The sequence below is a fragment of the Lichenicoccus sp. genome, from assembly GCF_965276875.1.
GTDB lineage: Bacteria > Pseudomonadota > Alphaproteobacteria > Acetobacterales > Acetobacteraceae > Lichenicoccus.
This window is the reverse complement of the sequence record NZ_OZ255701.1, coordinates 2,801,994-2,824,951: the sequence shown is the minus strand read 5'-3', so window position 1 is coordinate 2,824,951 and position 22,958 is coordinate 2,801,994. Positions and strand designations below refer to the sequence as shown.

23 protein-coding genes are annotated in these 22,958 nt (G+C 68.4%); 7 read left to right on the top strand and 16 right to left on the bottom strand.

The genetic code is table 11. The features are described from left to right. The first annotated feature begins 4 nt into the window (after positions 1–4). From ACQY4K_RS13695 to ACQY4K_RS13680, 4 genes are all read left to right on the top strand, one after another. The gene (locus ACQY4K_RS13695; RefSeq protein WP_428390750.1) at positions 5–841 is read left to right on the top strand and encodes an SPFH domain-containing protein; all 837 of its coding nucleotides are present in this window, start codon (positions 5–7) and stop codon (positions 839–841) included. Next, positions 838–1,401: a hypothetical protein gene (locus tag ACQY4K_RS13690; RefSeq protein ID WP_428390749.1), complete on the top strand. Its 564-nt coding sequence runs from the start codon at positions 838–840 to the stop codon at positions 1,399–1,401. The genes ACQY4K_RS13695 and ACQY4K_RS13690 overlap by 4 nt, the downstream gene beginning before the upstream one ends. Positions 1,402–1,613: 212 nt before the next feature. Continuing rightward, positions 1,614–2,777, top strand: coding sequence for an MFS transporter (locus ACQY4K_RS13685; protein WP_428390748.1), 1,164 nt, complete (start codon positions 1,614–1,616; stop codon positions 2,775–2,777). Positions 2,778–2,880: 103 nt separating this feature from the next. Beyond that, positions 2,881–3,351: a hypothetical protein gene (locus tag ACQY4K_RS13680; protein WP_428390747.1), complete on the top strand. Its 471-nt coding sequence runs from the start codon at positions 2,881–2,883 to the stop codon at positions 3,349–3,351. A gap of 49 nt (positions 3,352–3,400) precedes the next feature. On the opposite strand, the gene ACQY4K_RS13675 is transcribed toward ACQY4K_RS13680, so the two are convergent. The 7 genes from ACQY4K_RS13675 to ACQY4K_RS13645 form a co-directional block, all read right to left on the bottom strand. Next, positions 3,401–3,976: a tyrosine phosphatase family protein gene (locus ACQY4K_RS13675; RefSeq protein ID WP_428390746.1), complete on the bottom strand. Its 576-nt coding sequence runs from the start codon at positions 3,974–3,976 to the stop codon at positions 3,401–3,403. A 12-nt stretch (positions 3,977–3,988) separates the two neighbouring features. Next, positions 3,989–4,756, bottom strand: coding sequence for a class I SAM-dependent methyltransferase (locus ACQY4K_RS13670; RefSeq protein WP_428390745.1), 768 nt, complete (start codon positions 4,754–4,756; stop codon positions 3,989–3,991). A 46-nt stretch (positions 4,757–4,802) separates the two neighbouring features. After that, positions 4,803–5,456, bottom strand: a complete 654-nt coding sequence (locus tag ACQY4K_RS13665) for an NUDIX hydrolase (protein ID WP_428390744.1) — start codon at positions 5,454–5,456, stop codon at positions 4,803–4,805. After that, entirely contained in the window at positions 5,453–6,556 is a 1,104-nt protein-coding gene (modC, locus tag ACQY4K_RS13660) for a molybdenum ABC transporter ATP-binding protein (protein WP_428390743.1), read from the bottom strand. Before modC ends, ACQY4K_RS13665 begins: the two co-directional genes overlap by 4 nt. After that, positions 6,556–7,257 carry a molybdate ABC transporter permease subunit gene (gene modB, locus ACQY4K_RS13655; protein WP_428390742.1) on the bottom strand — a complete coding sequence of 234 codons (702 nt, stop codon included), beginning with the start codon at positions 7,255–7,257 and terminating at the stop codon, positions 6,556–6,558. The genes modC and modB overlap by 1 nt, the downstream gene beginning before the upstream one ends. Before the next feature lie 25 nt (positions 7,258–7,282). After that, positions 7,283–8,095, bottom strand: coding sequence for a molybdate ABC transporter substrate-binding protein (gene modA, locus ACQY4K_RS13650; RefSeq protein ID WP_428390741.1), 813 nt, complete (start codon positions 8,093–8,095; stop codon positions 7,283–7,285). A gap of 90 nt (positions 8,096–8,185) precedes the next feature. Then, complete coding sequence (locus ACQY4K_RS13645; protein ID WP_428390740.1) at positions 8,186–9,865, bottom strand: methyl-accepting chemotaxis protein; 1,680 nt, start codon at positions 9,863–9,865, stop codon at positions 8,186–8,188. Between the two features lie 216 nt (positions 9,866–10,081). Between ACQY4K_RS13645 and ACQY4K_RS13640 the strand changes: the two genes are divergently transcribed. The 3 genes from ACQY4K_RS13640 (at position 10,082) to ACQY4K_RS13630 (ending at position 14,004) form a co-directional block, all read left to right on the top strand. Then, positions 10,082–10,963, top strand: a complete 882-nt coding sequence (locus ACQY4K_RS13640) for a hydroxyethylthiazole kinase (protein ID WP_428390739.1) — start codon at positions 10,082–10,084, stop codon at positions 10,961–10,963. 70 nt (positions 10,964–11,033) lie between these two features. Beyond that, positions 11,034–13,277, top strand: a complete 2,244-nt coding sequence (locus tag ACQY4K_RS13635; protein ID WP_428390738.1) for a mechanosensitive ion channel family protein — start codon at positions 11,034–11,036, stop codon at positions 13,275–13,277. Beyond that, positions 13,270–14,004, top strand: coding sequence for a 2OG-Fe dioxygenase family protein (locus tag ACQY4K_RS13630; RefSeq protein WP_428390737.1), 735 nt, complete (start codon positions 13,270–13,272; stop codon positions 14,002–14,004). The genes ACQY4K_RS13635 and ACQY4K_RS13630 overlap by 8 nt, the downstream gene beginning before the upstream one ends. A gap of 1 nt (position 14,005) precedes the next feature. On the opposite strand, the gene ACQY4K_RS13625 is transcribed toward ACQY4K_RS13630, so the two are convergent. Genes ACQY4K_RS13625 through ACQY4K_RS13585 form a run of 9 tightly spaced genes read right to left on the bottom strand, consistent with a single transcriptional unit; the run spans position 14,006 to position 22,952 of the window. Continuing rightward, entirely contained in the window at positions 14,006–14,911 is a 906-nt protein-coding gene (locus ACQY4K_RS13625) for an SIS domain-containing protein (protein ID WP_428390736.1), read from the bottom strand. After that, positions 14,904–15,704, bottom strand: a complete 801-nt coding sequence (locus ACQY4K_RS13620) for an MBL fold metallo-hydrolase (RefSeq protein WP_428390735.1) — start codon at positions 15,702–15,704, stop codon at positions 14,904–14,906. Before ACQY4K_RS13620 ends, ACQY4K_RS13625 begins: the two co-directional genes overlap by 8 nt. Beyond that, entirely contained in the window at positions 15,701–16,636 is a 936-nt protein-coding gene (locus ACQY4K_RS13615) for an NAD(P)-dependent oxidoreductase (protein WP_428390734.1), read from the bottom strand. Before ACQY4K_RS13615 ends, ACQY4K_RS13620 begins: the two co-directional genes overlap by 4 nt. Then, positions 16,633–17,583, bottom strand: a complete 951-nt coding sequence (locus ACQY4K_RS13610; RefSeq protein ID WP_428390733.1) for a shikimate dehydrogenase family protein — start codon at positions 17,581–17,583, stop codon at positions 16,633–16,635. The genes ACQY4K_RS13615 and ACQY4K_RS13610 overlap by 4 nt, the downstream gene beginning before the upstream one ends. After that, positions 17,580–18,179, bottom strand: a complete 600-nt coding sequence (locus ACQY4K_RS13605; RefSeq protein ID WP_428390732.1) for a glucose-6-phosphate isomerase family protein — start codon at positions 18,177–18,179, stop codon at positions 17,580–17,582. Before ACQY4K_RS13605 ends, ACQY4K_RS13610 begins: the two co-directional genes overlap by 4 nt. 26 nt (positions 18,180–18,205) lie before the next feature. Beyond that, the gene (locus ACQY4K_RS13600) at positions 18,206–18,958 is read right to left on the bottom strand and encodes an SDR family NAD(P)-dependent oxidoreductase (RefSeq protein ID WP_428390731.1); all 753 of its coding nucleotides are present in this window, start codon (positions 18,956–18,958) and stop codon (positions 18,206–18,208) included. 3 nt (positions 18,959–18,961) lie between these two features. After that, complete coding sequence (locus ACQY4K_RS13595; protein ID WP_428390730.1) at positions 18,962–20,476, bottom strand: xylulokinase; 1,515 nt, start codon at positions 20,474–20,476, stop codon at positions 18,962–18,964. Further along, positions 20,461–21,453, bottom strand: a complete 993-nt coding sequence (locus ACQY4K_RS13590; RefSeq protein ID WP_428390729.1) for an ABC transporter permease — start codon at positions 21,451–21,453, stop codon at positions 20,461–20,463. Before ACQY4K_RS13590 ends, ACQY4K_RS13595 begins: the two co-directional genes overlap by 16 nt. Continuing rightward, entirely contained in the window at positions 21,453–22,952 is a 1,500-nt protein-coding gene (locus tag ACQY4K_RS13585; RefSeq protein WP_428390728.1) for a sugar ABC transporter ATP-binding protein, read from the bottom strand. The genes ACQY4K_RS13590 and ACQY4K_RS13585 overlap by 1 nt, the downstream gene beginning before the upstream one ends. Positions 22,953–22,958 lie beyond the last annotated feature (6 nt).

Sequence of the window (22,958 nt, the reverse complement as noted above, 5' to 3'; positions counted from 1 at the left end):
GCCCGTGGCCCTGACGCGACAGGTCATCACCGCGCTTAATCGCGACGGCACCGACATGCTGGGTGTGCGCAACGTCGCCATAAAAATCATGGACGAGAGCATTGTCTCGGGCTCGTTGCTGACCGTCGAGAGCAATCATTTCTGCATCCTGAAGTCGCGCGGCGCGGTGCTGCAGGTCTATGACACCGGCCAATACGCGCTGACCACGCCGGACAAGCCGCTGGTCGGCTCCATCGTGCAGGGCTTCTTCGGCGGCGCCTCGCCCTGGGTGTATGAGGTCATCTACGTCAATCGCGCCAAGCTGCTGGTGCGCAGCAGCGGCATCGCCACCAGTGCCGAGATGGCCGAGGTCTCCTACCAAGCGGATTATTACATCCATGTCGACAGCAAGCAGGCCGCCCTCGACCTGATCACTCATTTGCCGTTCACCGGCAATGTCATCAATACCGCCGAGATCGCCGACTACGCAGGGCCGGCGATCGAGCAGGCGATCAACCAGGTTGTCCAGGTCACCCGCCTGGAAAACATCAACGAGCATATTAACGAACTGCGCGAGGGGGTGAAGGCGCATCTTGCCGACTTCCTGCGCATCTACGGCATCCTGCTCAACGACCTGAAGATCCTGATCCTGCCGCGTGACGAGCGGATGCGCGAGCTGATCTCGCTGCAGGCGATCGGTCTCACTCCAATCGAGGCGATCCGCTACTATCTGGCGCTGCGTATGGCCGACAAAGGCCTGGTCTCGGCGCCGAATGCCGCGGCCGGCGTGCCGTTCCAGATCGGCGGCCCGCTGGCGAGCTCGGCCGCGGCCCTCGCCGGCATCAAGGATACGCCACGATGAGCACGGCGCCGTTCTACGAGGCGGGCCGGCTGTCGCAGATCGCGATCAACCTGTTTCATGGCTGGGGCTATAATTTCTATAGGCTGGAGAATCAGCTGCGCGCCGACGACCTGCTGGTGCGCGCCAAAGTCTGCGAAACCTTGGGTGCTGCGCGCCATAGCGTCGAGGCGGCCGAGGCGGCCTGGCGACAGGAGTTCCTGCCGGCGCCATCGCGTACGCAGCCGAGGCCTGAGGCAAAGGCGCTGCGCGGCGCACAGACGCTCGAGGCAATCGGTCGCGAGCTGGGCGTACTCGAAGGCCAGATACGCAGCCTGCCGGCACCAGAGAGCGACCGCATGACCGAGCGCTTCCGCACCGAGGCGGTAACCCTGCGACGCCTTGCCGAAGCCGATGAAGTGATGGCCGGACACGCCGAATTCCTGCGCGCGCTGCTGGTCACCGCGACGGCCACCTGGATGATTGAAGCCGCGGTTGATATCCACGCCAGCATCATGGCTGTACGCAACGCGCTACAGGACCGCAGCGCGCTACTGGCCGGCCTCTCCGCCAGAGCAGGATAAGCGCCATCTACGCCGATCCCGCTCCAGACCAGAGTGTTTTGGGCTCAAGCGGAACCGCTTGCCACACGCGAACCAGGAGCCTGACCTGGGTCACACCGCGTCGCGCGCGCCGGAAGGTGGTTTTGTGCGTTGCGACAGGATACTGGCCTATCTGATTGTGCGCCTGCGGACTCCCAACTGGGCGCCCCCGTTCGTCGTAAAGGCCGGATCCAATGATGTCCTTCCCCCTGTTCGCGCTGGCCCTGGCCGCGTTCGCCATAGGGACCAGCGAGTTCGTTATCGTGGGCCTGCTGCCCGACGTCGCGCACGACCTGCACGTCACGATCCCGAGCGCCGGCCTGCTGGTGACCGGCTATGCCCTGGGCGTGGTTATTGGCGCGCCGATCCTCGCGGTGGCCACCGCGCGCGCCCCGCGCAAGGCCGCGTTGCTCGCCCTGATCGGGACCTACGCTGCCGGCAACCTGCTCTGCGCAATCGCGCCCGACTATGCGCTGCTGATGGCGGCCCGCATCCTGACGGCGTTATGCCACGGCGCCTTCTTCGGCATCGGCTCGATCGTGGCAGCCGAGCTGGTGTCGCCGGCCAAACGCGGACAAGCCATCGCCGTCATGTTCAGCGGACTGACCCTGGCCAACGTGCTTGGCGTGCCGGCCGGCACCGCCCTCGGCCAGGTCGCCGGGTGGCGCGCGGCATTCTGGTGCGTGGTCGCGATCGCCTTGGCCGCGACTGCCGTCATCGCATGGGCGCTGCCACGAACGCCGAAGCCGCAGGCAAGCCGGCTGCTCGCGGAGTTTGCGGTGCTGCGCAAGCCGCAGGTGATCCTGGCGATGTCGATGAGCGCGCTGCTCTCGGCGAGCCTGTTCAGCGTCTTCACCTTCATCACGCCCATGCTCGAACAGGTCACCCATCTTCGACCGAGCGCGGTAACCTGGTTGTTGCTGCTGCTCGGCGTCGGCATCACGGCCGGCAACCTGATCGGTGGCCGGTTGGGCGACTGGCGGCTGATGGAGAGCATTGCCGGAGTACAGCTGGGACTGACCGCTGTCCTGGCAGCGTTGATGCTGACGCTGCCGACGATCCTGCCGGCAGCCGTCACACTCCTGATCTGGGGCGTGCTGACCTTCGCCGCCGCGACCCCGCTGCAGATGCGGGTCATCGATACCGCGCCGGAAGCGCCAAATCTGGTGGCGACGCTCAACCAGGGCGCGTTCAATCTTGGAAATGCCGCCGGGGCATGGCTGGGCGCCGTCGCCCTGGGCGCTGGCTTCACCTACCAGACCTTGCCTGGTCTTGGCGCCTTGCTGAGCATTGCGGGCTTCGGGGCAACGATGGTCTCGATGTTCCTGGCTCGGAGGACCCTCGCGCTTGCGCGCTAAGCTGGGCGCTGAACCTTGCCAACTGGAAGGCGCGTCTGGCGGATCATGCGCGGCGGTGTACAAGCCTGAAGCTGGACGCGCGCCGGCGAGTCGGGGGGGATGCATGCAGATCACGCCGCTGTCGGAACCGTCGTCCCGCCGCCAGGACGCGCCGCTTGTGCCCTCGGCCGCGCCGTCGCGTCGCCTTGGCACCATCCCGGTGACCGTCCGCCTGGACCTGCCGCGCTACGACCGCATGAAGCAGCTGGTGCGACGCTTCTCGACCACCAGCCAGAGCCTGATCCAGGCGGCCCTGGACCGACGCATGACGATGCTGGAGCGGCAGCGGGGCCTCTCGCCACGGGACGGCGCAACCCAGCCCAGCCTGTTCGCGCCGCCGCCGGTGTCGGGTGACGCGCGGCGGGGTTTCGTGCAGGAGCGGTTCGACTTCGTCCGGCCGGAGCCGACGGTCGCCCTGACCTACCGGGCGACGGTGCCGATGCACCGTTGGCTGCATCGGCGTTCGGCGGAAACCGGCCGCAGCATCCAGGACATTCTGAGCGATGCGCTGAAAGCCGCCGGGGGTCCAGGCTGATGCGGGCTTATGTTTGCGGTCAGGTCGGCGCGGGCCCTGCAGGATTTCGTCAGCCGGATGATGCTCCGCCGGCGAGCGCCACCTCGCGCGCGCGCCCTGCCTCGGTCATGAACTCGCCGAGCTCCGGACGACGGGCGAGCTGCTCGCGGTAGAGACCGATCACCGCCGACGCCAGCGTGCCGCCACGACCTAGGGCCGCATCGCCGAGTTCCACGATACGCAGGTTCGGCCAGGCTTTGGCGCGGATACGCAGGATCTCGGCGGCGACCGCCTCGGCACCCAGGTCGGGGCGCGCCTGTGCGAGGATCAGCAGCATCGACGCGGTCGAGCGCGAGACGCCGGCATGACAATGGACCAGAAGGTTGGCACCTGGCTCGGCCATCAGGTCACGGCCGAAATCGAGCAAAGCACGCACGTCCGACGCTTGCGGCGCGATCATCCCCGGCGTCTCCTCGATGATGTCGTCGAAGCGCAGCTCCAGCCGCTCATGCTCGCCGTAGGCACCAAAGGCTTCGGGCACCGGCCATTGCGGGTCGAGGATCGACAGCACATGGGTGAAGCCGGCCTGGTTATGGCCGGCCAGTTCCTCAATGCCGCAGATGGTCATGCTGAAAGAGGTCGGCATATGGCGGTGCTCCTAGGCCGGGCTTGCGAGCACGGTCATGGTGTCGATGGTGAAGCTGCCGTCGCCGGCGACCTCGAAATACGCGCGCGCGGCGACCGGTGCCGTGTCCTGGATGGCGTGAATCGCAGCAACGCGAACCGCATCCGGACGGGTGCGGGCGATCCAGCTCGCGAACTCCAGCGGCAGACGCCGGCAGGTCAGGCCGTGCGCCGGCAACCGGCTGCGCGACAGGGCGGCAACCCATTCTGCGAGCCTAAAGTTGCGCACGTGCGAGGCGTCGCGCAGCAGCTCGATCGCCTGCAGGTGGGTGTCGAGCATCGGATCCTCCGGCGCCACGGTGTCTATCAGCACGGCGAGGCCGTCCGGTCGCAGCACGCGCCGCACTTCGCGCAGCCCGGCTTCGAGATCCTGCCAGTGATGCGCCGAGAAGCGGGACAGCACGACGTCGAAGCAGGCCGCCTCGAACGGCAGCGCCTCGGCGGCGCCCTCGCGCACCTGGATGTTGTCCAGACCGCGGGCGGCCGCGGTCCGGCGCACGGCGTCGAGCATGTCGGGAGTCACGTCGCAGGCCACCACCTCGGCTACATGCGGTGCCGCGCGCAGGCTGACGTGGCCGCCGCCGCAGCCGAGATCGAGCACGCGGGCCTGGGGCCAGCCGGTCAGCAGGGCTTCGATCTGATCGAGATCCGCACCCTGGCTGTGCGTGATGCTCTCGACGTACGCCGCGGCACGCGGGCCGTACTGGGCGGCGACGAAATCATGGCGCGGGTTACGGGTCATCGGCGTGATGCATGTCAAAGCCTGGCCTTGCCGTCCAGGGACACGGTCAATCAAATTCTGTCGGCAGGCTGGGATCGCGATGATGCGCGAACAGCCGCGCGATCTGGTGCGGCAGTGTCCGGCTGGTCGAGAGATCGGCGGGGATCGCGTGCTCGGCGAAGAACCCCACCGCGCTGGTCTCCAGGCTGCCACGTGCCGCACCGCCGGTCAGGGCGCAGACGAAGAAGAGCTTGTAGATGGAGAACAGGCCGGCTGGCTGGTGGCCCTGACGCGCGCGGTCGTGCAGCAGCGCCAGCTTGAGGGCCCGCGCGGTGTAGCCGGACTCCTCTTGAATTTCGCGCACCACGCATTCCGACGCCGTCTGGTTCACGTCTGCCCAGCCGCCCGGCAGGGTCCAGCGTCCATCGTCCGCGGTCTCGCGCACCAGCAGCAGCCGGTCCTCGTCGTCGAACACGGCGCCGCGCACATCGATCTTTGGCGTGGCATAGCCCTGTTCGGCTTGGAAGGTGGCGAGCAGCGCCGCGGGCTCGGCGTCGACGCCGGCGGCCATCATGCTTGCGGCGATCCGGCGAAGCGCTTCGTAGCGTTCGCGGTCATAGGGATCGCGGCTGAATGCCAGCCCGGTCTGCGCGATCGCCTGGACCTCGCGCGCGCGGATCAGCCAGCAGGGCTCGCCGGTCACTCGTGCACCTTCGGTCATGCCAGCACCTCGATCGAGACGGATTTCACCAACGCCAGCATCGGCATTCCGGGTGCGACCGCAAGCCGGCGCGCGGAGTCCGCGGTCACCTTCGACAGCAGGATCCCCTCGCCGCCGGCCTGCGGCGACAATGCCACCGTGACCACGCCGCTCGCCGCGTCAGGGGCGGAGACCGCCAGCACCCGGGCTGCGAGCAGGTTCTGCACGCTGAGCGGCGGCAACGGGGCGAGACCTGCCAGCATCACCTCGCGCGCCGGCAGCTTCAGGCGCAAGGCGGCGCCCACCGCATGTCCAGACGCCGGCAACCGCAGCACAAATCCGCCCGCGGCGACCTGTGCCAGGCCGGACTCCGGCTCCACGGCGACGATGCGGCCGTGCAGGAGGCTGGCGGCGTCGTCGCGCGCGACGAGCGGGCCGGCGACGTCGCCCAGCACCGCCGCCGTCGGCCCGCACGCCAGCACACGTCCGCCCTGGATCAGCACCAGCGTATCGGCGAGCCGGATCACCTCGTCGAGCGCATGCGTCACATACAGGATCGGCAGCGACAAGCGCGCCCGCAGGCGGCCGAGATAGGGCAGGATTTCGTCGCGTCGTGCATCGTCGAGATTGGCGAGCGGCTCGTCCAGCGCCAGCAGCAGCGGCCGCGACAGGATCGCGCGGCCGATCGCCACGCGCTGCCGCTCGCCGCCCGAAAGCGTGCGTGGCCGCCGCGACAGCAACGCCTCCAGGCCGAGCAGGGCCGCCAATTCGTCGAAGCCGGGCGCGTCCGGTGCCGCCGCCGCACGGCTCCGGCGCGCGCCATACTCCAGGTTGGCGCGCACGCTGAGATGCGGGAACAGCCGCGCCTGCTGGAACACCAGACCGACCCGACGCTGCTCCGGCCGCAGCCAGGAACGCGCGTCGGAGAGCACCGAGTCACCGATCCGCACCACACTATGCTGGGCGCGGAGCAATCCGGCGATGCAATGCACCAGCGAACTCTTGCCGGCGCCGGAGGGCCCGAACAGCGCCACCACACCTGGCACCGGTGCCGCAAAGCGCAGGTCAAGTGCGGCCCCACCGGCAAACCGGTGCTGGATGCTGACCGCGAGCTCGGCCATCAGTCCCGCGTGCCGAGCAGCCGCCCGAGCCTTCGCGCAAGCAGCCCGGCAAGCAGCAGGCCGGCGAGCGCCAGCACCAGCGAGACAGCCGCCAGCCGAGCCGCCTGCGCTTCGCCCCCGGGGACCTGCAAGGCGGCGAAGATCGCGAGCGGCAAAGTGCGGGTCTGGCCGGGGATGTCGGCGGCGAAGGTGATCACCGCGCCGAATTCGCCAAGGCTGGTGGCATAGCCGCTGACCAGGGCGGCCAGCAGCCCGGGGGCCGCGAGCGGCAGCAGCACGGTTGCGAAGCGATCGAGCGGGCTGGCGCCGAGCCCAGCCGCCGCCGCCATTAGGCCAGGATCCACCGCCTCCATCGACAGTCGTATGGCGCGCACCATCAAAGGCAGGATCATCACCGCGCAGGCCAGGCTGGCGCCATTGGTGGTAAAGGCGAGGCGCATGCCGAACCATCGCCAGAGCAGGCCTCCGACCGGCCCCTCCATCCCGAACACCACCAGCAACAGCCAGCCGGTGACCACCGGCGGCAGCACCAGCGGCAAATGCACCAGCGCATCGAGCAGCGGCCGGCCGGGGAGCCGCGGCCGGGTGAGCAGCCAGGACGCCGCCACCGCGACCGGAAACGCCAGCAGAACGGCGCGGGTCGAGACGTCAAGCGTAAGCTGCACGGACTCCCATTGCGCGGGGCTGAGCCAAGCGGTCATGCGTCCTGCCTTCAGGCACCCAAGGTCAGGCGCCGGGCGGTTTGGAGAAGCCGAGATTGTGGAAGATCGCCTGTGCCGCACCACCGCCGAGATCGGATAGCAGTGCCGCCGCCCGCTTGGGCTGGCCCGCGGCCTTGAGCACCGCACCGGGATAGACGATCGGCGTGTGGCTGCTCTCGGGAAAGATGCCGGCGACCGCAAGCCCCGGGGCCACCGGGACGTCCGTGGCGTAGACGATGCCGGCGGGCGCCTCGCCACGCTCGACCAGAAGCAGTGCCGCGCGGACATTCTCGGCCGGCGCCAGCCGCCCCTGAATGGCGTTCCACAGGCCGAGCTTGGTCAGCGCCTGCTTGGCATAGATCCCTGCCGGCACAGAAGCGGGCTCACCCACCGCCAGCCTGCCCTGCGCACCGAGCACCGCCGCAAAATCGGTATGCGGCCCCAGGATCACCGGCTTCAGGTCCGCCTTGCGCTCCACCAGCACCAGCCGGTTGCCCAGCAGATCCTGCCTGCTACCGGCAACAAGGCGGCCGCGCGCCGCGAGCCAGTCCATCCATTTCTCGTCGGCGGAAACGAACAGGTCGGCGGGTGCTCCGTGGTCGATCTGCTGCGCCAGCGTGCCGCTGGAAGCGAATGAGAAACGCGATGCGGGATGGCCCTGCGCCTGCCAGAGCGCGTCGACCTGGGTCAAAGCATTGGTCAGGCTGGCCGCGGCGAACACCAGCAGAGGCTGCGTCGAGGCGGCGACCGCGGGCCCAGGGCAGAGCGAGGACCAGAGCAAAGTGGATACGGTGCCGCGCAGGACCCACCTGCGGGAAAGGCTTGGGCTAGGCGGCATGCGGACCTCATCCTGGCGAGCGCACAAGAAGATACAGGCTTTGCCGTCAATCGGTAGTCGCGCCGATCATGGGCCCGGGTCAGTATCCACTCAGGCCGCCCGAACCCCGCGCATGAACACGGAGACCTCGCTCGACAGACCCTCCGCCTGTCGCGACAGTCCGGAAGCCGAGCCCAATACCTGGCTGGCGGCAGCCTTGGTGTCGTTGGCTGCGGTGCTGACGCCTGAGATGCTCCGGGTCACCGTCTCCGTGGCCAGCGCAGTGCTCTGAGCGTTGCGAGCGATCTCCGCCGTCGCCGTTCCCTGCTCTTCGACCGCCGCGGCAACAGCCGTCGCGATGCCGCCGAGCTCCTCCACGACCCGTGAGATATCGCGAATGGACGCCACCGCATTTCGCGTCGCGGATTGGATCTCCTCGATCTGACGTCCGATCTCCTCGGTCGCGGCCCCGGTTTGCGCAGCCAGGCTCTTGACCTCCGATGCCACGACGGCGAACCCCCGACCTGCCTCGCCGGCGCGCGCAGCCTCGATCGTGGCATTCAGCGCCAGCAGGTTGGTCTGGCCCGCGATGTCGGCGATGAGGCCGACCACCCGTCCGACCTTTTCGGCACTATCGGCAAGCGCCTGGACGGTAACATCGGCACGGCGCGCGTCGATGACCGCCTGCCCGGTCATTTTTGTTGAATGCCTGATCCGACGTGAAATCTCCGCAACCGAGGTGGACAGTTCCTCGGCCGCCGAGGCGACGGAATGCACGCCGGTGCTCGCCAGCATTGCGGCGGACGCCACCTGGTCGGCCTGCTGATTGGTCTGCTGCGCCGAACCCGTCATGCTTGCCGCCGTCGCCTCAAGCTCGGTGGAGGCGGCCGCGAGGACCTCGGCCATCTCGCCAAATTTTCCCTCAAACGTCTGGAGCAGCGTTTCCACGCGGGCGGCTCGACTGGTCTTTGCGGCCTCTTCCGCTTGCTGCTCGGACGCCAGCCGGTCGCGCTCGATCATGTTGTCCCTGAAAACCCGAACCGCGGCGGCAATGCCGCCGATTTCGTCGCGGCGATCCGATCCCGTAACGGCAACGTCCAGGTCGTGGTCGGCAAGCCGTTTCATAATGAGAGTAATCCGGCGAATTGGCACCGATACATCCCTGATGATGGCCCAGGACAGCAGAGCGCAAGCTGCAATGGACGCTGCCGCCACGGCAAGGATGACGCGCTTTGTCGTCACATAGAGAGCGGCACTTGCCTCTGCCGCGTTTCTGCCATGAGCAAGGCTCGCATGCAGCGCCGCCTCGGATGCTTTGAACGCCGCGGCGAAACTCTTCTGCTCCTCATCGGCGAAGAGGTTCTCGGGGTCACCGCCAGGGCCAATATCACGATTGACGAGCGTCGTGTGATCCGCCCACTTCCGATCGAACGTGCGCATCAGGCGCGCCTCAACACTGCCTGCATCGGTCATGGAGCCGTAGGCTGCGCGCAAGTGCTCGACCTCGTGGCGGCCAGCGGCAATGGCCGCGCCGATCTGCTTGCGCTCACCATCGGTGAGGGCCAGTGAATAGCGTGCTTCGAGAAGGCGGACCTTCTGCAGCGCGATCAACAGGCGCCCTTGCTCTCCCGTCTTTGGCAGCCAGTTGTCGCGGATATCCGCGGCGCGATGATTGATCGCCGACAGCCGTTCGACGGCGGTGGCGCTCAGACCGAGCAAAAGCAGCAGGACAAGCGAGAATGCCCCGACCACCTTTACTCTGATGCTGAAACGGTCGAGCGAAAGGGACATGCATGGCTCCTGTTCAACCGGTTTAGCCGCGGCTGGACGGATCGGTCGTTGCGAGCCCATGATCTTAGGGGGTCAAACCCTAAGAAGTTGTAACCGTCGGACCAGGATGCCGCGCGACCGCCGTGCCGGGTCGGGCGTTGCCAAAAACAATTGCCACGGAACGTTTGACTGACCGGCGCCACCTGCTGCACGGTCCGGCGCGTGATCGCCAACGTCATGACCGCTCAGCACGTTGCCGCCAGCCTGCTGGCGCTGCGGGCGCGCACGCCGCTGGTGCACAGCATCACCAACCTGGTGGTCACCAACAGCACCGCGAATGCGCTGCTGGCGCTCGGCGCCTCGCCGGCGATGGTCGAGGGCGAAGAGGAGGTGGTCGAGTTCGCCGCCCTCGCCGACGCTCTGGTGATCAATCTCGGCACGATGAATGCTCGACGCGCAAGCGCGATGGCGCTCGCCACCGCCGCGGCCCGGCAGGCGGGCACGCCGTGGGTGCTCGATCCTGTCGCGGTCGGCGTGATTCAGTATCGCTCGGAGGTGGCTGTTGGGTTGCTTGCGCATAAGCCGCGGGTAATTCGCGGCAACGCCTCGGAGATCATCGCCTTTACCCGGCTCTTTGGGGCCCCGCTCTCTGGGGCCCCGCTCTCTGGGGCCCGGCTCTCTGGGGCCCGGCTCTCGGGTGCGGGCGATGCGGGCGGCCAAGCTTCGCGGGGCGTCGATAGCCGGGCCGCGTCCGACGATGCACGAGAGGCCGCGGGCGCGCTCGCGCGGGCCACCGGCAGCGCCGTGGTGGTCAGCGGCGCGACCGACTATGCCACTGATGGGATCAGCATGGTGGCCATCGACAATGGCCATCCCATGATGCCGCTCGTGACCGGACTGGGCTGCACCGCAACCGCGATCATTGGCGCGTGCCTGGCCGTGGTCGCGGACCCGCTCGCGGCGGCAGTCCATGGCATGGTGCTGATCGGCCTTGCCGGCGAACTGGCGGGCGCGCGGGCGCCCGGGCCCGGCACGCTGCAGGTTGCACTCCTGGATGCGCTGCATGCGCTGGACGGCCCGACCATCGAAGCGCGCGCCCGACTTCGGATCGTCCCTTAGGGGGCGCATTTGACAGCGCGGCCGGCGCGTTGTTCCAAGCCGGACCATTGAAGCCGGCGGCGGAGAGCGCATGCGATCGACAGGCACACGAACGACCATCCTGGCGGCTCTGTTGCTGCTTGCCGGATTCGCGCATGCGGCCACACCGGCGGCTGCTCCCGCGGCGCCGCCGATCAGTGCAACGCAGGCGCAGCAGGTGCTCACCGTGCTGAACAATCCCAAGCAACGCGCCGCCTTCATCGCCACACTGGATGCTATCGCCAAGAGCGTGCCCGCGCCGGTAACGGCCGCGAAACCATCGCCGAAGGTGGTGCTGGCGCCGAACAGCGTCGGCAGCGAACTGCTAAGCGAAGTGGGGGTCGCGCGCCGGCTGGCGCTGACGCAGGTCGACACGTTCGGCGGCATGTTTGCCAATTCCGTGCTCGCCGCGCGCTGGCTCGATGGCGAGCTGCGCCATCCCGACAGCCGCGCCGTGCTCGTGGACGCCGCTTGGCGGAGCACCGCGGTCTTCCTGGCGGCATTGCTGGCCGAGCAGGTGGTCATCAGGCTGCTGCGCCGGCCGCTGCGGGCACTCGCACGCGACGCCGACACCACCACGCCACCGGAGTCCGACGTGGCGGAAACGCCCGAGGCAAGGTCTCTCACATTGCTGCATCGGGTGCCGTTCGCCGTGTTGCGCCTGCTCGTCAAGCTGCTGCCGCTGGCGCTGTTTCTGGCGATCGGCAATTTCGTCGCTGGCACCTTCATTGCTCATCCCGTGAGCCAAATGGTCACCGTCACCGCGATCAATCTCTATGGGCTCGGCCGCCTGCTCACCTTGGGCGTGGACATGCTGCTGGCGCCACGGGCGCCGCGCGTGCGGCTCATCCGGATGAGCGATTCCGGCGCGGTGTTGCTGAACCGCTGGTGGGCCTGGCTGGTTGTGGTGCCGGTAGTGGCGATCACCGTCATCGAGATCGGCGGCATCCTGCAACTCCCCGGCGCCGCAGAGCGCTCGCTGACCCGCGCCATCGCGCTGGTCGAACATATCCTGGTCGCCCTGCTGATCTGGCGGCTGCGCCACCGGGTTGCCACGGTGCTCTCGCCGCCGCGCCGGTGGCGGCAGACCGCATTCGGGCTGGTGCTCACACGCATGGCGCAATACTGGTGGATCGCGGCTCTGTTCTTCGATTTCGCGCTGTGGGTCATCTACGCAGCGCATGTGCGGGACGGCTACGCTAAGATCTGGCGGCTGTTCCTGGTCAGCGTTGCGATCATCTTTGGCTGCCGCCTGGTAGCGGCGGCACTGCTCGCTTTGCTGACCCGAATGCTGCGCGCGGGTGACACCGTGGAGCAGCGCTACCCCGGACTGGAGCTGCGCGCGGCGCGCTACGTGCCACTGCTGCGTCGCTTGATCGCGGCCGCCTTTGTCGGCATCGGCCTGGTGCTGCTGCTGCAAGCCTGGGGACTGTCCGCGGTGTCCTGGTTCACGCAGGGCGCGTTAGGCACGCGCGTGGTCTCGGCACTGATCGCGATCCTGCTCGCGCTGGGCCTCGGGGTGATCGCCTGGGAGGCGGCCAACGCCGCACTCGACCGCCAGATTGTGCGCTTCGGCCACGCCGAACAGGCAGCGCGCGCACTACGGCTGCAGACCTTGCTGCCGATCCTGCGCACGGTGCTGTTCGTCACCCTCGCGATTGTCGTCGGGCTGTCGGTGCTCAGCCAGATCGGCGTCGATATCGCGCCCTTGCTTGCCGGTGCGGGCATCCTGGGGGTCGCCATCGGCTTCGGTTCACAAAAGCTGGTGCAGGACTTCATCACCGGCATCTTCCTGCTGGTGGAAGACGCGATGCAGGTCGGCGACACCGTCACCGCGGCCGGAGTCACCGGCACCGTCGAGCATCTCTCAATCCGCACCCTGAGGCTGCGCGCCGGCGACGGCTCTGTGCAGATCATCCCGTTCTCCTCGGTAACCACCATGATCAACCTGTCGCGCGATTTCGCGGTCGCGGCGATCACGGTCAGCATCGCCGTCGGCGAGAATACCGACCGGGTCTGCGCGCTGCTGACAGAGATCGGCCAGGGATTGCGCGAGGACGAAGCCTTTGCGGACTTCATCATCGCCGATTTCGGCCTCAACGGCGTCGACAGCATCGGCGAATATGCAGTCGCGATCAGCGGCACGATCCGCTGCACCACCTCTGGCCGCTGGCCGGTGCAGCGCGAATTCTACCGACGCCTGAATCTTGCCTTGCAGGCGCACCATATCGCCATGCCGGCGCGCACGCTGGCGCTGCCCGGCTTCGACCATGAAACGGAGAGCGCGCATGTCTGACCAGCCCCTCGCCTTTACAAAGGGCGGCCTTGCAAAGGACGGCTTCGCGCTGCTGCGTGCACCTCAGATGCGCGCAGCACTCCTGCGACACTGCATGCCGGATGAACCAGCGGCTTGGCGCGACTTCGCCGAGAGTTGGAACGATCTTGGCCTCGATCGCTACATGGCCGACGGTGGCCGCTACCGGCGCCGTCGTCATGCTACCTTCTCGGTCAGACAAGGGCATATCGCCCGCAAGCCGCACCAGCCGCACTACCAGAGCCGCGACTACAACCTGCTCAACGGAGGGGTCGAGCGCTGGTTCGCACCTGTCACCGACCCGATCGGCAACCATCTTGTGCTGCGCGCGATCCTGGCCACCTGCGAGGGCATCTTCACGCCGCTGACGCCGCCCGCGCTGCGGCCGGCCGACTGGCATGTCGAGCTGCACCAGTTCCGCATCGAGGCGCATGACGGCGAGCAGGGCCAGCCGACCCCGGAAGGCCTGCACCGCGACGGCGTCGACTGGGTGCTGGTGCTGCTGGTGGCGCGCGAGAACGTCGAAAGCGGCGTCACCAGCATCCACGACCTGCAACGCCGCCTGCTCGGCAGCTTCACCCTGTCGGAGCCGCTCGATACGGCCCTGGTCGATGACGGCCGGGTCTATCACGGCGTCACCGCGATCCGTCCGCTGCATGCCGGCCGGGAGGCATACCGCGACGTGCTGGTCGCAACCTTCCGCCGCTAAATCAGGCGCGCTCGTCGGGCGTTTGCAGCGGCGTGCTGCGCATGGTGCTGAGCCGCTGCTTCATGCGCGCGATCCGGCGCTGATGCTCCGGGCCGCGACGCATCGCCACCCCTACAGCCAGCACGTCGATCACGGTCAGCGCCGCGAGCCGGGAGATCGTCGGCGTGTAGACGTTGGTGTTTTCCAGGGTCTCGACCAGCAGCACCAGGTCGCATAGGCGCGCCAGCGGCGCCGTGCCGCTGCCGGACAGGGCGATCACCTTTGCCCCCGCCTCGCGCGCGGCATGCGCGATCTCAATCAGGCCGGTGGTTTGGCCGGTGTTGGAGATCGCCACCGCGACGTCGCCCGCCCGCATCATCGAGGCAGCAATGAATTGCTGGTGGTCATCGAGATGCACGACGCACGGCACCCCGAACAGCGGGAATTTCTGCTGCGCGTCGGCGGCGACGATCCAGGACGCGCCGAAGCCGAAGAACTCGATCCGCCGCGCCGCCACCAGCATCTCGATCGCCTCGCCGATGGCGGCATGATCGATCTGCCGGCGCGCGTGGTCGAGGCTGTTCATGGTGTAGTCGAACACCTTGTCGGTGAGCGTCCGCGGCGAGTCGGCCCGCTCCAGCACCGACTGCGTCGCAGGCATGCCAAGGGCCACGCTCTGCGCCAGCCGCAGCTTGAAGTCCTGGTAGCCCTCGAAGCCAAGGGCGGCGCAGAAGCGCATGACCGTCGGCTCGCTGACGTGTGCCGCGCGCGCGGTCTCGGCGATGCTGGCACCGAGGGCGGCGCGCGGGTCGGCGAGGACGTGCTCGGCGACGCGGCGGTCGGAGCGGCGCAGGTCCGGCAGGCTGACCAGGATCAGCTCCAGGACGTTGCCGGCGAAGGGGCCGGCGACGCGCGACGGCTTAGCCATCCGATCCGATCCGCAATTGCAGGCCCGGCTGCGGCATGATGATCCGCGGCACTTCGGTTGTGGCGGCAAATGACGCGATCGCGACCGGATCGCAGGTATTGAAGTCGAACATCCCCCAATGATGCGCCAACATGACGGGAATGGCAGCCTCGCGGCAGAGCGCTGCCGCCTCGTCGAGGGTGAAGTTGCCGGGGATTCCCGCCGACGCGCGTTCGGCGTCGCGGCCGTTGACCGGCAGCAGTGCCAGGCGCGCGCCGAGTGCCGCGACCCGCGCGGCAAGGCCGGGATAGGGGATGCAGTCGCCGCTGTGATAGAGCGCGCAGCCGCGCCCGGCGATGCCGTAACCGAGAAAGCGATGCCGGCCGGCCTCGTCGCACTCCAGGCTCTCGTGCGCTGCCGGCACCGGCGTGATCGCAAGGCCGAGCAGCTCGATCGTCTCGTCCGCCGCCGCCAGGACCAACCGGTCCTCCGGCAGCCCGAGCGTCTGTGCGTGGCGGCGTTCGGCGGCCGGCACGACGAAGCGGCAGTCGGGATGGCGGGTGGCGATCACCGGCAGGGTGCCGGGGTCCATATGATCGCCATGCCTGTGCGTGCAGAGCACGAGATCGACGCGGGCCAGCGCCTCGGCGGTGATCGGTGGTGCCATCATGCGAAGGTGTGCGAAGCGCCGGCCGCGATATTTCTCGGCGAGGCTGTCGGAGAGATACGGGTCGATCAGCACGACGATATCACCGAGATCGAGCAGGAACCCGGCCTGGCCGAGCCAGATTAGCGACGGGCCGCGCATGGTCATGCGGCTGTGAGTGCCGAGAGCAGGTTGTCGACGGCGGCATCGGCGGCGGCACGCACGCTTTCGGCCGTAAAGCCGCCGACATGCGGTGTTGCGATCACACGCTCATGCGCCAGCAGCTTGCTCGGCGGCGGCGGCTCGACGGGGAACACGTCGGTGGCGTAACCGGCGACGTGACCGCTTTCCAGCGCCGCGAGCAGTGCTAGCTCATCCACCAGGCCTGCACGTGCGGTATTGATGAGATGGCAGCCTGGGCGCAGCTGCGCGATCCGTTGCGCATCAAGAAGCGGCCGGCCGTCCGACGGCGGCGGGCAGTGCAACGATACGATGTCACACTCGGCGAGCAGGGCGTCGAGCCCGCGCCAGGCAAACCCGTCTGGCGGCGCGAACGACGGGAACGGATCGAAGCCGAGCACCCGCGCGCCGAGCCCGCGGCAACCGTTGATGACGTAACGGCCGACAGCGCCGCAGCCGACGACGCCGACGACCCGGCCGCCGATCTCCCCACCTGGGCGGCGCTGCCAGGCGCCACGACGCAGATCGGCACTTTGTGTTGGGATCGCGCGCAGCGAGGCCAGCATCAGGCCGATGGCGAGTTCCGCGACGCCGCGCGCATTCGCACCCGGCGCGCGCAGCACCGCGATACCGAGTTCGGCCGCGGTTGCGAGCGGCAAATTGTCGGTGCCGGCGCCGTTGCGGCTGATCGCGCGCAGACCGGCTGCTGCGCGCAGCACCCGTTCGGAGACCGGCTCGATCCCGGCGATCCAGCCGGCGCAGCCGGGCAGCAGACGCAGCAGTTCGGCCTCACTGGGCGTATGGCCGGCGGTGCACAGCACGACCTCGAAGCCGGCCTGCTCGAGCCGGCGGCGCGTGTCTTCGGGTGCCGCCGTCAGCGAGCGCGGCGTGACCAGGATGCGCCCGCGTGCGGCTTTCATGGATGGGCGCGCGGCGGGCCGCCGGCGAGGTTGGAGAGCTCTTCAAAGCGCGGTCCCGAGGTTGGGATATCGACCGCGAACACCTCAGCGATCACCTGCGTCCAGCCGTGCAGGAAGTAGGTCCAGCCATCGTTGATGCGCAGGCCACGCGCGCCCGCCTGCGCCCCCGCCTGGGCCTCGGCCTGAGCCAGGAACAGCAGGTCGCCGCGATAATTCAGGTCCCAGACCAAGGCGTCGCGCGGGAACAGCGCGGCATCGCTCAGCGGCGAGCCGGGACGGTCCTTGCCGAGGCCGGTGGCGTTGACGACGAGCGAGCCAGACGGCAGCTGCGCCAACAGCGCGTCGTTCTCGGCCGCGGTCGTGGTCAGCACCGTTTCGATGGCGATGTCGTTGCCGTGGAAGCGGCGCAGCGCCTCCAGCCGCTCGGGCAGGATGTCGGTGACGACGATCCGCGACGGTCGATCGGCGCCAAGTTCCGGCCGCGTCAGGTTCCAGGTGATCGCCGTGGTAGCACCCCCGGCACCCATCACCAGTGCGGCAGCGCGGGTCTCGGCCCAATGGCCGGCGGGGACCATCGCCGAGAGCGCCAGCCCCGCCGAGACCGGGTCCTTGGCATGGCCGATCAGCAATCCGTCACGCTTGGACAGGCAACTCACCTCGCGCTGTGAGGCTGCAAACGGGTCGAGTTCGTCCAACAGGTCGGCACTGGCCGCGAGCAGGTCGATCTTGTGGGTGGTGACCAGCGCGCCACGCGCCAGGGGGTCGCCCTTGATGGCCTTCACCGCCGCGCGGTAGGCCTCCGGCCGGTCGTGCAGGGCAAAATCGAGTCCCGCGATCGCGCAATCGCCCAAGCCCAGAGCCTTTGCCCAGCGTGGGAAAATCCGCATGATCGAGGACTGCGCTGTCGAGACCCCAATGAAGAACAAGGTTGGCCGGTCGAGAGTCACGGCGCGGCATTCCGCAGGCGGTAGCGCGGGTTCGGCTCCTGCTGCCAGCCGCCCTGCTTGTCCGGCACGATCAGCACACGCATGCCGCCGGCGCGCGCGATGATGTCGTAATCCTGTCCGGCGTCGGCTGGGTAGCAGAACACCGTCACCAATGGCACGGCGGCGACATTGACGCTGCGATGAATCCAGTGCGGCGCCACATAGACGATGCTCTGCGGCCGCATCTCGGCGACCTCGACGGTGCCATCGACCTGCTCCATCAGCATCAGCCCATGCCCGGATTGGCAGTAATAGATCTCGGGCCGATCGCTGCGGGCGTGCAGATGGCCGCGGGTCATGGCGAATTCGCGCCCGATCTGCCCGGCTTGCAATGTGCTCACGCCAAAGATCAGGTCGCCGGCGCGCTCCGAGGGGCGGAACTCCTCGACCGCGTAGGCGACCGCGTCGTTGGTCTCCTCGATCCGACGCGCCAGCGCCGCCTCGTCGAGGAACAGGCCGCGCAGATCGGAGAATCGCTTCTCGTAACGTCCTGTGGCGCCGTGCAGGGCGCCGGAGCGCGGATCCGCAACGGTGGTGCTGGGCAATAGGCCAGGCATGGCGGGGGTATTCTCCATTGGCTGTCTCAGCCGGTGACCGCGCCCACCAGGTAGCCGCCATCGACCGGCAGGTCGGCTCCGGTGATGAAGGACGCCGCCGGCGAGGCCAGGAACAAAGCCGCCCCAACCAGGTCGTCCACCGTGCCCCAGCGGCGCAGCGCGGCGTGGCGCGCGATCGCCTCGCAGCTTTGCGGCTCCTGCCAGAGTGGGCGGGTCATGGCGGTGCGGTGATAGCCGGGCGCGATCGCATTCACCCTGATGCCCTCCGGGCCGAAGGCATGGGCGAGCGAGCGGGTCAGGCCCAGCAGGCCGGTCTTGCTGGCGCCATAGGCCGGCACATCGGGTGCGCCGAGATAGCTCAACATCGAGGCGATGTTGATGATGCAGCCGCCGCTGCGTGCAAGCTGCGCGCGCGCCGCCATCGCGATCCGCATCGCGCTGGTGAGGTTGACCGCGATCACGTCGGCGAACACGTCGTCATTGAATTCATCGTCGGGGCGGGCGATGCCCTGGGCGTTGACCACCACGTTGAGCCGCGGCTCGGCTTCGAGGCAGGCGGTGATGTCGCTCTGGCTGCGCACGTCGAGTGCCACAAAGCGCAGGCCAGCAAAAGCGGGGTCCACGCGGAGGACGTCGATCTTGGCCTGCGACGAGCCCACGGCGAGGACGTCCGCGCCGTGAGCGGAAAACCCCGCGGCGATGGCAAGCCCGATGCCGCTGGTGGCGCCGCAGACCAGGACCGTCTTGCCTGCGAACAGATCGGCCTGGAACACCTGCATCGCTTACCCCGCGAGTTCGTCGAGCCGTGCATATTGGCTCTGACTGTTGCGATAGACGGAGTCGAACACCTCCAGCATCCGGCTGTAGCGCTCGGTCCAGGCCGGATTGGGCGCGACCTCGGCGGCATGCCGCACGGTCATGGAGACCGCCTCATCGAGGTTTGCGGCGCGGCCGGTAGCGAGAAGTGCCAACGCCGCGCAGCCGACCACGCCGCATTCCGCCTCTTCGGGAACCAGGATCGGAATGCCGTAGATGCTGGCCTTGATCTCGAGCCAGAGCCGGGTCTTGGCACCGCCGCCGGAGGCGATCACCCGCTCGATCGGGTGTCCCGACGCCGCCTCCATGATACGCAGATGCCGCGCCACAGAGAACGCGACGCCCTCCATCACCGCGCGGTGCAGATGCGCGAGCCCGTGCCCCGCCGAAATCCCGAAGAACTGGGCGCGTGCGTTGCGATAGGCGCCGAGGCGCTCGCCGGCGAGATAAGGCAGGAACAGCAGCCCGTCGGCGCCGGCCGGGGCCTCGGCGGCACGGGCGACCAGGGTGTCGTAGCTGACAGCGTTCTCGTGCAGCGCGCGGCGCGCCCAGCGCATGGCGTCACCACCGGATTCGAGCAGCACGAAGGCGCCCCATGCGGCGTCCGCGACCGCGACATTGCAGATCTCGGGATGCAGGATCGGACGCGCGACGATCTGGGTGACAATGCACGAGGTGCCGGTCACGTCGGAACCGAGGCCGGGCCGATGCGCGCCGGAGCCGATCAGCGCCACCGGATAGTCGCCGCCGCCGACCAGCACCGGCAGCCCGGCGGGCAGACCCGTCTCGCGCGACGCCGCGTCGGTGATCCGGCCCACAATCTCGTGCGGCATGCGGATCGTTGGCAGCATGGCGCGGTCCAGGCCGAGCCGCGCGATCATCACGTCCGACCAGTCGTTACGCACCGGGTCCATCAGGAACGAACAGGACGCCTCGGTGCGGTCGGTCGCGACCGCGCCGGTCAGGCGCAGGTTCACATAGTCCTTGGGCATCAGCACCAGACGCGCGCGCCGCCAGGCGGGGGGATCATTGTCGCGCAGCCATTGCAGCTTGAAGCCGGGCCAGGCCGGGGTCGGCGGATTGGCGCAGTCGGCGAGCGTGCGGCAGTCCGGATCGTCGCGCTCGTACACCTGCACCAGCGCCAGGGTGCGCTTGTCGTTCCACAGCGGCACCGTCTCGCGGACCGGACGCAGATCGTCGTCGAGCAGCACGGTGCCGTGCATCTGGCCGCATATGCAGACCGCCTCGATGCCGTGTCCCTCGGCGTCCATACCGTCGAGCAGCCGGCGCACGACCGCCACGACGCCGGCCCACCAATCCTCCGGACGCTGCTCGGACCAGCCATGTTGCGGCACGATCTGCTCATGCTCGCGGCTTTCTATGCGCAGGATGCGCCCGGTCCGATCGACCAGGCCAGCCCGCACGCTGCCGGTGCCGACATCGATCGCCAGGGTGCGTCCCTGGTTCAGCGGCGCAGCCATTGCGAGCCCTGTTGCAGCAGCACCGCGACCATAATGATCACGCCCATGAACACGTCCTGACTGTAGCCCGGCACGCCGGCGAGATTCATGATGTTGCCGATGACGCCGAGCACCAGCACGCCGAGCAGGGTGTTGAGCGCGCCGCCGCGACCACCCATCAGGCTGGCACCGCCGATCACCACCGCGGCGATGACCGTAAGCTCCGCGCCGGTGCCGACGGTGGCCGAGCCGACGCCGGAGCGGCCGGTGATGATGATGCCGGCCGCCGCCGCCAGTGCACCCGAGATCACATACACGGCGAGGATGTAGCGCGGCACCGCGATCCCCGAGAGCCGCACCGCCTCGATGTTGGACCCGGTCGCCTGCACCAGCCGTCCGAACCTGGTCAGCCCAAGAGTGACTCCGGCCGCGAGGAACACCGCGGCCATCAGCAGCACCGGGTTCGGGATGCCGGCGATGTAGCCGTTGATGACGTTGTTCAGCATGGCGCCATTGTCGCCGATCATGATCGGCTGGCCGTCGGAGAAGATCAAAGCGAGACCGCGAGCGATGGTCATCACCGCCAAGGTCATCACGAACGGCGGCAGGCGCAGATAGGCCACGGTGAAGCCGGAGACGACGCCGCAGGCGGCGCCCGCGAGGATCGCAGCACCCAGCGAGACGAAACTGCCGTGCTGCTGCAACATCAGTGCGGCGGTGACGCTGCCAAGTGCGGCCACCGAGCCCACCGACAGATCGATGCCGCCGGTCAGGATGACGAACAGCATGCCGACCGACATGATGCCGGTGCCGGAGACCTGTCGCAGCACGTTCATGATGTTGCCGACGGTCAGGAAGTCGGGCGACTGCCAGGTGGCGCCGGCGATGATCAGCACGAAGATTACGAGCGTCCCATAGCGACGGAACGCCGTCACCGGGTCGAACCGGGGCCGGCCAGCCGCCGATGGCGTGTCGGTCGCGATCGCACCATCGGCCATCAGTGCACCATCCTTTCGGCCTCGCCGCGTATTGCGAGCGAGAGCAGGTTTTCCTCGCTGTAGTCGCCCGGCTGCAATTCGCCGCGCAGCTCGCCTTCGCTCATCACCAGCACGCGGTCGCACAGGCCGAACAGTTCGAGATGTTCCGAAGAGATCACGATCACCGCGCGCCCGGCCGCCGCCATGCTGTGGACCAGGGTGTAGATCTCGGCCTTGGCGCCGACATCGACCCCGCGGGTCGGCTCGTCGAGGATGACCAGATCGGCTTCCGTCAGGAACCACTTGGCCAGCACCACCTTCTGCTGGTTGCCGCCGGACAGCGAGCCGACCGGCGCGTCGATGCCCGACATGCGGATGCGTAGGTCGGAACCGAGCCGGGTTGCGGTCTCGCGTTCCCGGCGCCGCTTGATGAACCCGGCGAGGTTGGTCAGCGGGCCGAGACGCGCCATCGTCGCGTTCACCCGGATCGGCAAATCGAGCACGACGCCCTGTCCCTTGCGGTCCTCGGGCACCAAAGCGATGCCGTTTCGCACGGCGTCCTTGGGCTTGCGGATATGCGTCGCGACCCCGCGGATCGTCACCGTGCCGCTATGTTTGTGGTCGGCGCCGAAGATCATCCGGGCGACTTCGGTGCGCCCGGCGCCGACCAGGCCGCCGAGGCCGACGATCTCGCCGGCGCGCACGGTGAAACCCACGCCACGCACACGCTTGCCGTCGGACAAGTTCTCGACGCGCAGCACCTCCTCGCCGACCTGGCGTTCGCCGCGCTCGCCGAACAGGGTCGAGAGCGGCCGTCCCACCATCATGCGGATCACCGCGTCGATCGAGGCCTCCGACGGGCGCACCGTGCCGACCCGCGCGCCGTCCTTCATGATGGTCATGCGGTCCGCGATGCGGAACACCTCGTCGAGCCGGTGCGAGATATAGACGATGCCGACGCCGCTGCCGCGCAGCGTGTCGATGATGCCGAGCAGGCGTTCGGCGTCGCGCACCGCGAGCACCGCGGTCGGCTCGTCGAAGACGATAATCCGGGCATTGCGCGACAGTGCCTTGGCGATCTCGACCACCTGGCGGTGCGCGACGCTAAGTTCGCCAACGATGGCGGCGGGATCGATGGCAAAGCCGAGACGCGCGATCAGTTCGCGGGCGCGCCTGCGCAACGCCGGCCACGCGATCGCGGCCGGCATCTCGGCAAGGAAGATGTTCTCGGCCACCGAAAGGTCGGGCGCCAGCGCCATCTCCTGATGGATGATGGCGATGCCGCGCTCGGAGGCCTGTCGCGGCCCTGCGATGCGGACCGCCTGCCCATCGAGCAGGATTTCGCCGCTTTCGCTCGCGACCTCGCCGCCGAGCACGCGCATCAAGGTCGACTTGCCGGCGCCGTTCTCGCCCAGCAAGGCATGCACCTCCCCGGCTTCGAGCGTGAAGTCGACGGCGCGCAACGCCAGCACGCCGCCGAAGCGCTTGTTGATGCCCTTGAGCTCGACCAGCGCGGCCACGTGACG

Bases quoted from the DNA above. Each gene is read 5' to 3' on its own strand.
- ACQY4K_RS13690 (WP_428390749.1), top strand. From the start codon at position 838: ATGAGCACGGCGCCGTTCTACGAGGCGGGCCGGCTGTCGCAGATCGCG.
- ACQY4K_RS13685 (WP_428390748.1), top strand. From the start codon at position 1,614: ATGATGTCCTTCCCCCTGTTCGCGCTGGCCCTGGCCGCGTTCGCCATA.
- ACQY4K_RS13680 (WP_428390747.1), top strand. From the start codon at position 2,881: ATGCAGATCACGCCGCTGTCGGAACCGTCGTCCCGCCGCCAGGACGCG.
- ACQY4K_RS13675 (WP_428390746.1), bottom strand. From the start codon at position 3,976: ATGCCGACCTCTTTCAGCATGACCATCTGCGGCATTGAGGAACTGGCC.
- ACQY4K_RS13670 (WP_428390745.1), bottom strand. From the start codon at position 4,756: ATGACCCGTAACCCGCGCCATGATTTCGTCGCCGCCCAGTACGGCCCG.
- ACQY4K_RS13665 (WP_428390744.1), bottom strand. From the start codon at position 5,456: ATGACCGAAGGTGCACGAGTGACCGGCGAGCCCTGCTGGCTGATCCGC.
- modC (WP_428390743.1), bottom strand. From the start codon at position 6,556: ATGGCCGAGCTCGCGGTCAGCATCCAGCACCGGTTTGCCGGTGGGGCC.
- modB (WP_428390742.1), bottom strand. From the start codon at position 7,257: ATGACCGCTTGGCTCAGCCCCGCGCAATGGGAGTCCGTGCAGCTTACG.
- modA (WP_428390741.1), bottom strand. From the start codon at position 8,095: ATGCCGCCTAGCCCAAGCCTTTCCCGCAGGTGGGTCCTGCGCGGCACC.
- ACQY4K_RS13645 (WP_428390740.1), bottom strand. From the start codon at position 9,865: ATGTCCCTTTCGCTCGACCGTTTCAGCATCAGAGTAAAGGTGGTCGGG.
- ACQY4K_RS13640 (WP_428390739.1), top strand. From the start codon at position 10,082: ATGACCGCTCAGCACGTTGCCGCCAGCCTGCTGGCGCTGCGGGCGCGC.
- ACQY4K_RS13635 (WP_428390738.1), top strand. From the start codon at position 11,034: ATGCGATCGACAGGCACACGAACGACCATCCTGGCGGCTCTGTTGCTG.
- ACQY4K_RS13630 (WP_428390737.1), top strand. From the start codon at position 13,270: ATGTCTGACCAGCCCCTCGCCTTTACAAAGGGCGGCCTTGCAAAGGAC.
- ACQY4K_RS13625 (WP_428390736.1), bottom strand. From the start codon at position 14,911: ATGGCTAAGCCGTCGCGCGTCGCCGGCCCCTTCGCCGGCAACGTCCTG.
- ACQY4K_RS13620 (WP_428390735.1), bottom strand. From the start codon at position 15,704: ATGACCATGCGCGGCCCGTCGCTAATCTGGCTCGGCCAGGCCGGGTTC.
- ACQY4K_RS13615 (WP_428390734.1), bottom strand. From the start codon at position 16,636: ATGAAAGCCGCACGCGGGCGCATCCTGGTCACGCCGCGCTCGCTGACG.
- ACQY4K_RS13605 (WP_428390732.1), bottom strand. From the start codon at position 18,179: ATGCCTGGCCTATTGCCCAGCACCACCGTTGCGGATCCGCGCTCCGGC.
- ACQY4K_RS13600 (WP_428390731.1), bottom strand. From the start codon at position 18,958: ATGCAGGTGTTCCAGGCCGATCTGTTCGCAGGCAAGACGGTCCTGGTC.
- ACQY4K_RS13595 (WP_428390730.1), bottom strand. From the start codon at position 20,476: ATGGCTGCGCCGCTGAACCAGGGACGCACCCTGGCGATCGATGTCGGC.
- ACQY4K_RS13590 (WP_428390729.1), bottom strand. From the start codon at position 21,453: ATGGCCGATGGTGCGATCGCGACCGACACGCCATCGGCGGCTGGCCGG.